12 protein-coding genes are annotated in these 13,778 nt (G+C 70.7%); 6 read left to right on the top strand and 6 right to left on the bottom strand.

Features of this window, described 5'->3' with window-relative positions; genetic code table 11:
* Nucleotides 1–180 precede the first annotated feature (180 nt).
* From ACIP79_RS00945 to ACIP79_RS00935, 3 genes are all read left to right on the top strand, one after another.
* Nucleotides 181–3,612, top strand: coding sequence for a CARDB domain-containing protein (locus tag ACIP79_RS00945; protein WP_401217470.1), 3,432 nt, complete (start codon nt 181–183; stop codon nt 3,610–3,612).
* 420 nt (nt 3,613–4,032) lie between these two features.
* A complete protein-coding gene (locus tag ACIP79_RS00940) occupies nt 4,033–4,641 on the top strand; it encodes a hypothetical protein (RefSeq protein ID WP_401217467.1) in 609 nt (202 codons plus the stop codon).
* A gap of 226 nt (nt 4,642–4,867) precedes the next feature.
* Nucleotides 4,868–5,320, top strand: a complete 453-nt coding sequence (locus ACIP79_RS00935; RefSeq protein ID WP_401217464.1) for a phospholipase — start codon at nt 4,868–4,870, stop codon at nt 5,318–5,320.
* A gap of 58 nt (nt 5,321–5,378) precedes the next feature.
* Here the strand turns inward: ACIP79_RS00935 and ACIP79_RS00930 are convergent, their stop codons facing one another.
* The 3 genes from ACIP79_RS00930 to ACIP79_RS00920 form a co-directional block, all read right to left on the bottom strand.
* On the bottom strand, nt 5,379–6,908 hold the full coding sequence (locus ACIP79_RS00930; protein WP_401219159.1) for a metallophosphoesterase: 1,530 nt from the start codon (nt 6,906–6,908) through the stop codon (nt 5,379–5,381).
* Between the two features lie 126 nt (nt 6,909–7,034).
* Nucleotides 7,035–7,841, bottom strand: coding sequence for a DUF427 domain-containing protein (locus ACIP79_RS00925; protein ID WP_401217461.1), 807 nt, complete (start codon nt 7,839–7,841; stop codon nt 7,035–7,037).
* Nucleotides 7,842–7,988: 147 nt separating this feature from the next.
* Nucleotides 7,989–8,768 (bottom strand): DeoR/GlpR family DNA-binding transcription regulator, encoded by a 780-nt coding sequence (locus ACIP79_RS00920; RefSeq protein WP_401217458.1) that lies wholly within the window; start codon nt 8,766–8,768, stop codon nt 7,989–7,991.
* A gap of 122 nt (nt 8,769–8,890) precedes the next feature.
* On the opposite strand from ACIP79_RS00920, the gene ACIP79_RS00915 reads away from it, so the two are divergent.
* Together ACIP79_RS00915 and ACIP79_RS00910 are read left to right on the top strand one after the other, a co-directional pair.
* Nucleotides 8,891–9,781: an SIS domain-containing protein gene (locus ACIP79_RS00915; RefSeq protein ID WP_401217455.1), complete on the top strand. Its 891-nt coding sequence runs from the start codon at nt 8,891–8,893 to the stop codon at nt 9,779–9,781.
* A gap of 33 nt (nt 9,782–9,814) precedes the next feature.
* On the top strand, nt 9,815–10,663 hold the full coding sequence (locus ACIP79_RS00910; protein ID WP_401217452.1) for a ketose-bisphosphate aldolase: 849 nt from the start codon (nt 9,815–9,817) through the stop codon (nt 10,661–10,663).
* Nucleotides 10,664–10,668: 5 nt separating this feature from the next.
* Here ACIP79_RS00910 and ACIP79_RS00905 read toward each other — a convergent pair whose 3' ends face one another.
* Both ACIP79_RS00905 and ACIP79_RS00900 read right to left on the bottom strand, forming a co-directional pair.
* Complete coding sequence (locus ACIP79_RS00905; RefSeq protein WP_387177334.1) at nt 10,669–10,950, bottom strand: hypothetical protein; 282 nt, start codon at nt 10,948–10,950, stop codon at nt 10,669–10,671.
* A complete protein-coding gene (locus tag ACIP79_RS00900; RefSeq protein ID WP_401217450.1) occupies nt 10,947–11,759 on the bottom strand; it encodes a phytanoyl-CoA dioxygenase family protein in 813 nt (270 codons plus the stop codon). The genes ACIP79_RS00905 and ACIP79_RS00900 overlap by 4 nt, the downstream gene beginning before the upstream one ends.
* Before the next feature lie 71 nt (nt 11,760–11,830).
* On the opposite strand from ACIP79_RS00900, the gene ACIP79_RS00895 reads away from it, so the two are divergent.
* The gene (locus ACIP79_RS00895) at nt 11,831–12,604 is read left to right on the top strand and encodes a helix-turn-helix domain-containing protein (RefSeq protein ID WP_401217448.1); all 774 of its coding nucleotides are present in this window, start codon (nt 11,831–11,833) and stop codon (nt 12,602–12,604) included.
* Here ACIP79_RS00895 and ACIP79_RS00890 read toward each other — a convergent pair.
* The gene (locus tag ACIP79_RS00890) at nt 12,594–13,727 is read right to left on the bottom strand and encodes a methyltransferase (protein ID WP_383688961.1); all 1,134 of its coding nucleotides are present in this window, start codon (nt 13,725–13,727) and stop codon (nt 12,594–12,596) included. The two genes, ACIP79_RS00895 and ACIP79_RS00890, sit on opposite strands and share 11 nt — an antisense overlap.
* Nucleotides 13,728–13,778: the final 51 nt, after the last annotated feature.

Genomic DNA, 13,778 nt, shown 5'->3' with positions numbered 1-13,778 from the left:
GATCGAATCACGCAAATTACCGACGGCATGACGGTAATCCCCGGCAGGCGGGCTGTGGCCCACCCCTGTCACCTCGCGTACCTTCGCGCTTCACCGTTGCCCTCCCGGCCCCAGCCGGCACCTCTTCACCTCTCGCAGCACGCGCCCCCCGTTGTCCCCCTGCCTTGGAACGAGGACGCCATGAGACGGAAGCGATTCGGCCTACGGGCCACCGTTGGCCTGCTCTTCGCCAGCCTGGTCACCGTCGGTCTGCAACCCGGCGCCGCGGCCGCCGGAACGGCCGCTGAACCAGCCGCTGTCCGCGGACCCAACCTTGCGCTCGGCAAGGGTGCCACCACCAGCGGGTCCCAGAGCGGCTATCCCGCCACGAACGTCACCGACGGCAGTCAGCAGAGCTACTGGGAAGGCCCGGCCGGGTCGTTCCCGCAGTGGATACGCGTCGACCTCGGCGGCACCGTCGAGGCCAACCAGGTCGTCCTGAAACTGCCCACCACCTGGGAGGCCAGGACCGAGACCCTGTCCGTCGAGGGCAGCACCGACGGCTCCGCCTTCACCTCACTGTCCGGCTCGGCCACCCGCCGCTTCGACCCGGCCGGCGCCAACACGGTCACCGTGGACTTCACCGCACGCAGCGTGCGCCACGTCCGCGTGCAGGTGACCGCCAACACCGGCTGGGCAGCGGCCCAGTTGTCCGAGGTCGAGGTCTACGGCACCGACGGAGGGGGCGGCCCGGAGGAGCCGCCTGTCGACGGGACCAACCTCTCCCTCAACAAGCCGATCCAAGCGTCCTCGTCCGTGCAGTCGTTCATCGCGACGAACGCCAACGACGGCCAGGTGGGCACCTATTGGGAGTCCAACGGCCAGCCCGCGACGCTGACGACCCAACTGGGCGCGAACGCGGACCTCAGTGGCGTCAAACTGAAGCTCAACCCCGATGCCGCCTGGGCGACCAGGACACAGAACATCGAGGTCCTCGCGCGTGAGCAGTCCGCGAGTGCCTTCACCTCGGTCAAGGCGGCGGCCGACTACACCTTCAACCCGGCCGCGAACGCCAACACGGTCACGATTCCGGTCACCGGCCGGTACGCCGAGGTGCGGTTGCGGTTCACCCGCAACTCGAGCGGATTCGGCGCGCAGGTCGCGGAGTTCGAGGTCATCGGAGCATCGGCTCCGAACCCCGACCTCGTCCTCACCGACCTGACCTGGACGCCGACGGCACCCACCGAGTCGGACACCGTCACGGTCCGGGCGACGGTACGCAACTCCGGTACCGCCCCCTCACCCGCCACCACGGTGAACGTCAGCCTGGACGGCACCGTCGCGGGCAGCGCCCCCGTCGGCGCACTCGCGGCCGGCGCCTCCGAAACGGTCTCCGTGGCCGTGGGCAAGCGGGCCACCGGCAGCTACACGGTCTCCGCCGTGGTCGACCCGACGGACACTGTGCCCGAGACCGACAGCACCAACAACAGCCGTACCGCCGCGACCAAGTTGACCGTCGCGCAGAGCCCCGGACCCGACCTGGAGGTCAGTGGCATCGCGACCAACCCCGCCAGCCCCGCGGCGGGCGCGGCCGTGTCCTTCACCGTCTCGGTGCGCAACCGCGGCACCTCGGCAGCGGCCGCCGGTTCCGTGGCACGCGTCCAGGCCGGGAGCACGACACTCAACGGCACGGCGGGCGCGATCGCCGCGGGTGCCACCGCCAACGTCACCATCAGCGGGACCTGGACCGCAACCAGCGGTGCGAGCGTGCTCACCGCCACGGCGGACGCCACGAACACCGTCACCGAGACCAACGAGAGCAACAACATCTTCTCCCGCTCGATCGTGGTCGGCCGGGGTGCCGCCGTGCCGTACATCGAGTACGAGGCCGAGGAAGGGACCTACCAGGGAACGCTTCTGACGGCTGATCAGCAGCGGACCTTCGGTCACACCAACTTCGCGACCGAGTCCTCGGGCCGTGCCTCGGTGCGCCTGAACTCCACCGGCCAGTACGTCCAGTTCACCTCCACGAGCCCGGCCAACTCGATCGTCGTACGCAACTCGATCCCGGACGCCGCGGGTGGCGGGGGCACCGAGGCCACCCTGAGTCTCTACGCGAACGGCACCTTCGTACGGAAACTCAACCTGAGCTCCAAGCACAGCTGGCTGTACGGGAACACCGACCAGCCCGAGGGGCTCAGCAACACTCCGCAGGCCGACGCGCGCAGGCTCTTCGACGAGTCGAACGCACTGCTCGCGCAGAGCTACCCGGCGGGAACCACCTTCCGGTTGCAGCGCGACGCGGGTGACACCGCGTCCTTCTACATCATCGACCTGGTCGACCTGGAGCAGGTGGCTCCGCCCACCGCCCAGCCGGCCGGCTGTGTCTCGATCACGCAGTACGGCGCCGTGCCGAACGACGGTATCGACGACACGGACGCCATCCAGCGTGCGGTGACCGCCGACCAGAACGGGCAGATCGACTGCGTGTGGATCCCGTCGGGCCAGTGGCGGCAGGAGCAGAAGATCCTCACCGACGACCCGCTCAACCGCGGTGAGTACAACCAGGTGGGTATCAGCGACGTCACCATCCGCGGTGCGGGCATGTGGCACTCGCAGCTCTACACGCTCACCCCGCCCCACCAGGCGGGCGGCATCAACCACCCGCACGAGGGCAACTTCGGGTTCGACATCGACGACAACACCAAGATCTCGGACATCGCCATCTTCGGCTCGGGCACCATCCGGGGCGGTGACGGCAACGCCGAGGGCGGCGTCGGTCTCAACGGCCGGTTCGGCCAGGACACGAAGATCAGCAACGTCTGGATCGAGCACGCCAACGTCGGGGTCTGGGTGGGCCGCGACTACAGCAACATCCCCGAGCTGTGGGGGCCCGGTGACCGGCTCTCCTTCACCGGAATGCGGGTCCGCAACACCTACGCCGACGGCATCAACTTCGCCAACGGCACCCGCAACTCCACGGTGGAGAACTCCTCGTTCCGCAACAACGGCGACGACTCGCTCGCCGTGTGGGCGAGCAAGTACGTCAAGGACCAGGCGGTCGACGTCGGCCACGACAACCACTTCCGCAACAACACGATCCAGCTGCCCTGGCGGGCCAACGGCATCGCCGTGTACGGCGGTTACGGCAACACCATCGAGAACAACCTGATCTACGACACTATGAACTACCCGGGCATCATGCTGGCGACCGACCACGACCCGCTGCCCTTCTCCGGGCAGACGCTGATCGCCAACAACGGGCTGTACCGCACCGGCGGGGCCTTCTGGAACGAGGACCAGGAGTTCGGGGCCATCACCCTGTTCGCCCAGGGCCAGAACATCCCGGGTGTCGTCATCCGGGACACGGAAATCCGTGACTCCACCTACGACGGCATCCAGTTCAAGACCGGTGGCGGCTCGATGCCCAACGTCCAGATCACCAACGTCACCATCGACAAGTCCAACAACGGCTCGGGCATCCTCGCCATGAGCGGCGCCCGCGGCAACGCCACGCTCAGCAACGTCACCATCACCAACTCGCGCGACGGCGACATCCTCGTCGAACCCGGCTCGCAGTTCGTGATCAGTCAGGGGGCCGCCCGAGTGAGCCCCCAGAACCGGCAGCCGTAAGGCATCGCTGATCGCGGAGAGCAGTAATTGGTTGACGGGCCCGCTCCGGAGACGGGGCGGGCCCGCCGACGTGACACCGGGATCGGGACCGCCACCGCGTCCCGGACACTGCCGGTACTCGGCCTGCGTGCCCCGGCCGCCCAGGCACGTGGCTGCGCCGAGTTTCGCCGGCTTCGCGGCGAAGCCGCATCCCGCCGTACGCCTGCTCGACGAGGGTGGCTCCTCGCTCGGCCGCCGACGGCACCCTCCCCTGACAGCCGAATGGCCCAGGAGTACGAGCAGACGTGTCCTGCGGGCGGAAGGTGCTGGTCAGCGCCGTACCGGTGAAGCGCGGGGACGGACGGGAGGCGCGTGATCGGTTGCGGGGAGGAGCGGGGGTTCTCACCGTGGCCCCAAGAGCTGCTCTCGAAAGGACTGTGCATGTCTTCCCTTGTTTCCCGCGGACTCCTCCTGTCGCCACTGGTCTGCGGAGCTCTGGTCTTCGGCCCGCTCGGCACCGCCGCTGCCGCCGTCGACGTATCCCGGCCGTCTTCCGGTGCTGCTGTCGCGGCATGGTCCTCCGCCGACACCCAGGCGGTATCAGAACGTATCGACGTCCTCGACAGGGCGAACCACCACGACGAACTCACCCCCCTGCTGGACGTGCTGTCCAGCGTCGCCGAGCGCGAGGCCGGGCCGCTCGGCGCGGGCGAGGCGGCCGGTCTCGCCAGGGCGGTGGAGACGGCGAACGGCTCCCTCCAGGAGCGGCTGAAGGAGCCGGCCGGCGCCTCTGGGGACCGGGCCGCGGCTGCCGCCGACCCGGTCTCCGACCTGCTGGACAAGCTCCAGTCGGCGATCGACGAGCTGGTCAAGTCGCTGACCTCGCTCGACCTCGGCGGCGTCCTGGGCTCGGTGACGGGCCTGCTTACGCCGGTGCTCGACCTGGTCACGGGGCTCCTGGGCGGCGCGACCTCAGCGGTTCCGGCTGCTCCGGCGGCCCCCCAACTGCCGGCGCTGCCCGCCTCCGGCAGCGCGGCGGACGTCTCGTAGCGGCCGGCGCGCGTGAGCGGCGGGGCGCGGAGGAATCACCTCCGCGCCCCGCCGCTTGCCGTGCGCGCGTGAACTTGCCCGAGTCGGCGGTCGGTTCGCGTTCCGGCCGAGTGGTACAGCCGAAAATAGTGGGTCGGTAGGGGTGTGAAGGCACCCCGGCGATGGCGATCATCTTGACATGAACCTGCTGTCCGATGGGCGGACCGCAGCCTCATGGAGGTGTGGGATGCACCGCAGAGTCGCCGCCGGCCTGGCCGCCTCAACCCTGGCCCTGATCACCGTAGTCGGTACCGCCACCGCGGCCGACGCGGCTCCCGCCGACAAGCCGCAGGTCCTGTCGAACTGGACCCAGACCAGCGCGTCGAGCTACAACACCTGGAACGCCGCCAGGACGAACCAGGGCGCCTGGGCCGCGTACGCCTTCGACTGGTCCACCGACTACTGCTCCTCCTCGCCGGACAACCCGTTCGGCTTCCCCTTCTCAACGTCCTGCGCCCGCCACGACTTCGGCTACCGCAACTACAAGGCCGCGGGCACCTTCAGCGCCAACAAGTCCCGTCTCGACAGCGCCTTCTACGAAGACCTCAAGCGCGTCTGCCTCAACTACAGCGGCGCGACCCTGACTTCCTGCAACGGCACGGCGTGGACGTACTACCAGGCGGTCAAGCTGTTCGGCTGAGACCGTCGCCGCGGAGAACCGGGACGCCGCTCACGCGGCGTCCCGCACCCGTCGACGGTCAGCCGGCCACCGTCTCACCGGCCGCTTCCCGGAGGGCCGTTCGGGATTGTGGCCGGCTGATGCCGGACAGGTCGTGCACGGTCACACTGTTGCGGTCGGCGACCGAGCGCCCCAGGGCATGGTGCGGCCACAGCCCCGCCGCGACCCGGCGGCTGCGCTCACCCCATTCGCGGGCCGGCGCGCTGCTGGACTTGTAGTGATTGAGGGCGAATCCGCCGGAGTGGATCCGGAGCAGACAGAACCCACCGGGATAGTCCTTGACCGCGCTGACCTCCTGCAACGTCACATGAGGGGCCTGCGGCAGGACGGTCCGCTTGTTGCGGTGGGTGTGGCCCGCGTGGTGGAGGAAGACACCGGGGGCGCCCGCGTAGGCGTCGAGGACGGCACGGGCGTGGCGGCGGCCGAGCTGTTGCCCCCTGGTCACGGGGAAGACGGAATCCCGTACGGTCAGCGGATGGTGGCCGAACACCACGGTGGGCTGGTCCGACTGTTCACTCAACCGGCCTCGGAACCAGGACAGTTGCTCCGCACCGAGGCCGCCCGCGTCCGCGCCGTGCCCTTCCTTCACGTACGTGTCGAGCCCGATGATCCGCAGCCCGCCCAGGTCGTGGTCGAAGTACGAGGGCGCCTCGTCGCCGAGGAATCCGGTGCGGAAGGCGTCCGTGTCCGTGTGGCCGGGCCGGGGGCGGTCGTGGTTCCCCCGTACGACGAAGTAGTCCCGTCCGTGCGCGCCGAACCCGTCCAGAATGCGTTTCGCCTCGGCCAGGTCCCGCGGCGCGCCCCCCGCCGAGATGTCCCCGGCGGCCAGCAGCACGTCCGCGCCGCGCCGCCGGGCCTCCTCCACCACCGCCCGGCTCATGATCTCCGGGTACGGCGCGAGCCCCGCCTCCTGCGACACCCCGCGCATCAGCGGCACTCCGCCGACGAGACCGGCGGTGGTCTCCCCGACGTGCAGGTCGTTGCAGAGGGCGAGCGTCAGCAGGTGCCGTCCGGGCGGGGGCTGCGGGGTGGTGAAGGAGTACGGGCCTCCGCGCGTCCCGAGCCCGTAGCGGTTGGTGCCGACGGCGTTGCCGCGGATGAGGTGCAGCGAAGTGGGAGTGGCGGCCACGCCCCGCGAGCGTGCCTGGTAGTAGTACGTCTGCCCCGGCTCCAGGCCCGTGAGCTCCACCTGGTGGTGCGCGGTGGGCCGGACCTCCGAGGCGACGCGGTGCAACCGGGTCGGGTGGGTGCCGAACGCGACCTCGCCCTCGGTGACCGCGGGGAGCATGTGACCCGTCCCGTCGTCGGTGCCCGGTATCCCGGTGTGCCAGGTGATCACGGCGTGGTCCTCGGCCAGGGTGCCCAGTTCCAGGTGTACGGCGGCCAGGAGGTCGGGGGGATGGCGGCGGCTCTGGAGCGCCTGGCCGTGCAGGGTGGCCCTCAGCAGGGCGGGGGCGAGGAGGGCGCCGGAGCGCAGGACTTCGGAGGGAGTGGGCAGGGCGGCGAGGGCGGACAGGGCGGCGAGGGGTGCGGAGAGGCAGCAGCGCATGTCCGGTCCGTGCCCGCGTGCGGTGAACAGCGGCAGTGTTGACGACGGCGGCACCAGGTATGGCACGCGACATCTCCGTCCGGGCGCGGCTCGGCGTGATGGATCCGGCCCGGTCGGGGCCGGCGGTCAGCTCGTCGACAGCGTCCTGCTGAACGGAGTGACGGGGCGCTCCAGGCGCCTGCCATCCACCGTAATGTCCACCGCCTCGTTGTAGAAAGCGATGAGTCCTGTGACAGCGGCCACGGCGGGGAGCGGATCCGGGTAGCTCCACACGAGGTTCGCCGGTACGTCGGCGTCGCCCCGCCACGACCAGTACTCGGCGGTCCCCTTGTAAGGGCAGCCGGTGCTGAGGTCGGTGGGGACGAGGAGTTCGAGGCGGACGTCCTCGCGCGGCAGGTAGTACCGCACCGGCAGTCCGGTCTCGAAGAGCAGCACGGGACGCCGGCTGTCGGCGACGACCGTGCCGTCGATCTCGACCCGCACATGGCGGCTGCTCGGCAGGGCGTCCACCCGTTTGTGCGGGTCACGGGGGTGGATGAAGATCTCTTCCTCCTCCTCGTACCAGTGGTCGAGCCCTCGGCCGACGCGCCGGAACCACTCGAAGGCGATGTGCCCGGCGAGGTCGTCGGCGGGGAACGTCCAGGCCGCGTTCGCCATCACCTCTCCGGCGACTTCGAGGTCGTAGAAGATCCGTGAGCCCGTGTGCGTGCCCGTCCGGGGGTTCTTCGCGGGCCGGAGCAGGTCCTCGCGCACCTCCTCGCGGGGGAAGGCGTACATGGGGACGGGCAGGTCGGGCTCCCACACCAGGACGGGATGCCGGCTGTCGACGACGGTGACGTCGCCCTTGCGGCCGCGCACCCATCGTTCGCTGGGCTCCCACAGGAGGCCCTCCGGGGTGGTCCGTACCGATCGCGCGGTGGGGAAGGCACTCATCGTCCGGTCTCCTTCGGTCGGTTGGGACCCTCGGGTGTCCGGGCGGTACGGCCCGACACCTCCAAAAGCAGTCTCCCGACCCGCGCCACCTGCCGCGAGCCGGCCCTGCCGCCGCGAGCCGGGCCGCCGACAGCGCCGTACGTCGGCTCAGACGGCGACGACGCCGATCCCCGCCTCCTCGAACGCCCGCACGGTCTCCTCGGTCACCGCCGTGTCCGTCACCAGGGTGTTCACCGACTCGGCGGCGCAGATCCTGGCGAAGGCGCGTCGGCCCAGCTTGCTGGAGTCGGCGGCGACGATCACGCGCTCGGCCCGGTCGCAGAGCAGCCGGTTGATCGCGGCCTCCGCCTCGTCGTTGGCCGCCGCGCCGTGCGCGACGTCGAAGGCGACCACGCCGAGCACGGCCACGTCGACGGTGATCTGGCCGAGCACGCCGTCGGCGAGGGGACCGACCAGCTCGTACGACTGCGGACGTGCGACCCCGCCGGTCACCACGATCTTGAACTGAGGGCGCACGGCAAGCTCGTTGGCGATGTTGAGGGCGTTGGTGACGACGGTCAGCGCGGGCGAGCCGTCCGCCAGATCGGGGCGCACCGCCAGGGCGCGCGCCACCTCGGTGGTGGTCGTGCCGCCGGTCAGCCCCACCGCCTCGCCCGCCGTGACGAGGGCGGCCACCGCCTTCGCGATCCGCTGCTTCTCGGAGGCGCGGCGTGCGCTCTTGTAGCGCAACGGCAGTTCGTAGGAGACCCCGTGCACCACGGCGCCGCCGCGGGTGCGGACGAGCATCTGCTGCTCGGCGAGCTGGTCGAGGTCGCGCCGGATGGTCGCGGCCGAGACCGCCAGCTCGACGGCGGCCTCCTCGACGTCCAGCCGGCCCCGCTCGACGAGCAGTTCCAGCAGCGCCTTCCAGCGGGCGTCGCGCGACATCCGCACTCTCCGTTCCTCGATCTTCCGCGACCCTAGCGCACACTTCCTCCGACGGAATGCTTGATTGTGCTCGAAAGGCCGCTATATCTTGCAAGAAAGAGCATCCGTGGGAGGGGTAAGGCATGACATACGTCGAGGACGAGCTCAGGAGTCAGCCCGAGTGCTGGATCCGAGCCGCCGAACAGGCCGCGGCGCACGACGGCGTCCTTCCGGCGGCGGGGGAGCGGGTCGCGATCGTGGGGTGCGGGACCTCGTACTTCATGGCGCAGGCCGTCGCCGCACTGCGGGAACTCTCCGGGCAGGGCGAGACGGACGCCTTCGCCGCCTCGGAGTTCCCGGCCGCCCGCTCCTACGACCGGGTGATCGCCCTCACCCGGTCCGGCACCACCTCCGAGGTGCTCGGACTCCTCGCGAGCCTGCGGGGGCGTACGCGGACGACGGCGATCACCGCCGACCCGCACACGCCCGTGACGGAGTCCGCGGACGAGATCGTGGTGCTCGACTTCGCGGACGAACGGTCCGTAGTGCAGACCCGGTTCGCGACCACCGCGCTCACCCTGCTCCGCGCCCACCTCGGTCTGCACACGGACGCCGTCGTCGCCGACGCGCGGACCGCGCTCGCGGACCCGCTGCCCGAAGGACTCGTCGGCTGCTCGCAGTTCACCTTCCTCGGCCACGGCTGGACCGTCGGGCTCGCCAACGAGGCCGGACTCAAGATGCGCGAGGCCGCGCTCGCCTGGACCGAGGCCTACCCGGCGATGGAGTACCGGCACGGCCCCATCAGCGTCACCACGCACGGCACCGCCACCTGGATGCTCGGCGAGGCACCCGAGGGACTTGCCGACCAGGTGCGGGCCACCGGCGCCCTGTGGGTGTCCGGGGGCCTCGACCCGCTCGCCGAACTCGTCCGCGCCCAGCGGCTCGCGGTCGCGGTCGCCGCGGCTCGCGGGCTCGACCCGGACCGGCCGCGGCACCTCACCCGCTCGGTGATCCTTCCCGGCGCGCCCCGATGAGCCGGCCCGACCACGCACCGGGAAGGGGGAGTCGTGCCACTCGCCCCAACCGGTGAACTGGTCCTGGCGGCCGCCGAAGCACGGACCGCGGTCGCCGCGTTCAACGTCATCACCCTGGAGCACGTCGAGGCGGTCGTCGCGGGCGCCGAGTCCGTGGACGCGCCGGTGATCCTGCAAGTCAGCGAGAACGCGGTCAGGTTCCGGTACGGGCGGCTGCTCCCGCTGGCCCGCGCCGCGTCCGCCGCGGCCGAACGCGCCGCCGTTCCCGTCGCGTTGCACCTCGACCACGTCCAGAGCGACGAACTGCTGCGACAGGCGGCCGACGCCGGGTTCAGCTCGGTGATGTACGACGCCGCCCACCTGCCGTACGAGGAGAACCTCGCCGCCACCCGGGCCGCCGCCGACTGGGCGCACGCCCAAGGGCTCTGGATCGAGGCCGAGTTGGGTCAGATCGGCGGCAAGAGCGACGAGCCCGCCCTCGACGCCCACGCGCCCGGCGCCCGTACCGACCCCGCCGAAGCCCGTACCTTCGTCGCCGACTCCGGCGTGGACGGCCTCGCCGTCGCCATCGGCAGCGCGCACGCCATGACCAGCCGCACCGCCGCCCTCGACCACGCCCTGCTCAAGAGACTGACCGCGGCACTGGACGTGCCGCTCGTCCTGCACGGCTCCTCCGGAGTCCTGGACGACGAACTGTCCGCGGCCGTCGAGGGCGGCATCGCCAAGGTCAACATCGGAACGGCGCTGAACCTCGCGATGACCACCGCCATAAGGGAGTTCCTCGCCGCCCACCCCGAAGCGGTGGACTCACGCAAGTACCTCGGCGTGGGCCGGGAGGCGATGACACGGGCGGTGGCGCGGCTCATCGGCATCCTGCGCTGATGACCTCAGGAAGCCTCCGCCTCGACCAGCTTCTCGAAGAGGAACTCGTGCTTGAGGAAGGACACGTCGTACTCACGGCCCGGATACGGCGGGATCAACTGCGCCGCCTGGAACAGCCGCCAGCCGTCCTCCAGGGCGTGCACCCCGGAGGTGTACGGCGGTTCGTCACCGTCCCCGGTCGTGGGTGAGGTGCGGCCGGTCCCGTCGTAGACGGACCAGCCCACCACCTCCGCGTCCAGGGCCGAGGTGGCCAGATAGAGCACGAGTACCTGCTGACGGACGGTCATGCGACGTCTCCCCGCGGGCGATTGGTGACCCTGGTCACCCAGTGGTCCAGGTCGAAGGAGTCGTCCCCGGTGAGCGAACGCCACCACAGGACCCTGTTGTAGATCTCCAGACGTCCCGTGGCGGGCTCGTACCACGGGAACGTCGTGGCGAGTTCCTCGGAGACCCGCGGATCCCCGAGGTCCGAGGTGTCCCACAGCCGCCGCTGCCGCACCGTCGGATTGAAGCGGATCTTGAACATGAGGCGCGCCACGTCACTGTCGTTGCGCCGTCCGCCGTGCCACAGCCCATGGTGCAGAAACACCACGGTGCCCGCCGGGCAGACGAGACGGCTCTGCCCGCGCAGGTTCTGGTAGCGGCCGGTGTCCGACTCGTTCGTGCGCCGCAGATGGCTGCCCGGCACGCTGAGGGTGCCGCCCATGTCGAGCGTCACCTCCTGCGGGTAGTACATCAACTGCACGTCGAAGGCGTCGGGCCGCACATCGATGATCGCGTCACCGTGCAGCGGCTGCGCCCGGCCCTCGTGCGGCTCACGGATGTGCACGGCATGGTGGTCGACGGTCGGTCCGGGCCCCACGAGGCTGTGCAACGCACCGGCCACAGCGGGGAGTTCCACCAGTCTGCGGACGAAGGAACTCACCGGATACGCGTCCGGAACCCTGCTGCCGTAGGGCACGTCGGGCACACCCCCGCGCAGCACCTCGATCCCCTCGGCGTTCATCTCCGCCGGCACCACCGCGTCCAGCCGCAGTGAGCCGTGGGCCACGAACCGCGCCATCCGTACCGAACTCAGGAGCTTGGTGTCGGTCATGCGCTCCACGGTAGGGAGGGCGACCTCGCGGGCGCGTTGGCCCCGCTCACCACTGCTGGTAATTTCTCACCATGCGGGAGACAGTGGTCCACCTCGGCGAACCGCCCGACGTCGTCAACGTGGGCGTCGGAGTGCACGGCGTCGCGAGCCCCACGGACGTCTTCCGGCTGCCCGAGCTGTGGCAACTGCACCTCTACCAGTACGAGGCCGAGCTGACCGTCGACGGCACGGCCCACGCGATCCGGCCCGGCCGCGTGAGCCTCGTCCCGCCCGGCACCACGGTCCGCTACCGCTACCAGGGCCGCTCCGAGCACCTCTACGCCCACCTGTGCATCGCCCAGGCGGGCCCGTCGCGCACCGTCCCCGTCATGCAGGACGCCGGCCCCGAACTCCCGCTGCTCGCCGGGCTTCTGCTGCACGCGATGACCGCGGCCCCGGAGAACCCCGAGCACACCAGGGCCGAGATCTGGACCGCGCTGTGGCGCGTCGCCCAGCTGACCCCGGCCACCACCACGAGCTCAGGCCCGCATCCCGCGGTGAGCGCGGCGATCGCCCACATCGAGGCGCGACTTGCCGCTCCGCTGACCATCCCCGAGATCGCCCGCGCCGCCGGGGTCTCGCACAACCACCTCACCCGGCTCTTCCGCACCGAGACGGGCACCACCGTGGTCGCCTACATCCGCCGGCGCAGACTGGAGCGCGCCCACCACCTGCTGCGCGCCTCGACGCTCTCCATCCCGGCGGTGGCCGCGTCCGTCGGCATCCCGGACCTCCAGGCCTTCAACAAGGCCTGCCGCAGGGAGCTCGGGGCATCCCCCCGCGGCCTGCGCGGAGCTACTTCCTGACGGCCCGGAGAACCACGAACTTCGCGTCGCTCGCCATGAGTTCACTGTTGCCGAACAGGCGGCGCAGCTTCAGGTGATAGCCGAGGTGGCGGTTGCCGATCACCCACAGCTCGCCGCCCGGCCGCAGTGCCCGGCGCGCTTCGGTGAACATCCGCCAGGCCGAGGCGTCCGTCGTCGCCTGGTGCGAGTGGAACGGCGGATTGTTGAGCACGAGGTCGACGCTCCCGTCGGCGACACCCGCCAGCCCGTCACCGGTCAGGAACTCCGCCTTCCCGTCCTCGACGTTCGCCGCGTACGTCGCCCGCGCGGAGGCCACCGCCTGGTACGACTCGTCCGCGAACAGCACCTCGGCCTCGGGGTTGGCCAGCGCGACCGCCGTACCGACCACGCCGTTGCCACAGCCCAGGTCCGCGACCCGCTCGGGACCGCGGCTGCGCGGCAGGTGCTGGAGGAGGAAGCGGGTGCCGACGTCGAGACGGTCGGCGCAGAAGACCCCCGCGTGGTTGACGACGGTGTGGCCGGAGACCGTACCGACGCCGTCGGGCAGTTCGTAGCTGTACGGCCACGGGTTGGAGTTCCTGGCGATCCCCGGGAACGGCGTGCAGAAGATCAGCCGGGCCTTCTTCTCGGCCAGCGACGTACGGGTCGGTCCGAGGATCCGCTCGAAGAGGTGCAGCGTCGAGGTGTGGATCTCCTTGACCATCCCGGTGCCGATGACGACCGTGCCCTCGTGCACGCCGGGCGCGAGGCGGTGCAGCTGGTCCTCCAGGAGCCCGAGGCTCTTCGGCACCCTGACGATCAGCACGTCGATGCGGTCGGGAGGCGTGTCCCGGGTGGTGAGAAGCCGCTCCGCGGACTCCTCGACACCGGCCCGAGCCAGGTTGGCCCGGGTCGCCTCCCGGGCCAGGAACGAGTCGGTGATCTGCGTCGGCCGGTGCGCCGACAGCGCCGTGGCGAGCGCGCCCCACCGGTCACCGACCACCACGACCGACCCCGACAGCGGGGTGCCGCTCTCCGCGAGATGCCGCAGCAGATACGTGTCGGCGGCGTCCCAGGCGCGTAGCTGGTCTCGGGCGTCCTCGGGGAACCGGGCGAGTGCGTACTCGCCCCAGGGTGTGGTCATAGAGTCGGTCATCGTGCGTCAAGGCTAACGGAGCCGCAGCTCAGCAAGGTG

The organism is Streptomyces sp. NPDC088747 (assembly GCF_044751025.1).
Taxonomy (GTDB): domain Bacteria; phylum Actinomycetota; class Actinomycetes; order Streptomycetales; family Streptomycetaceae; genus Streptomyces.
The sequence above is the reverse complement of the archived record's forward strand: the minus strand, read 5'-3'. Positions and strand labels throughout refer to the sequence as shown.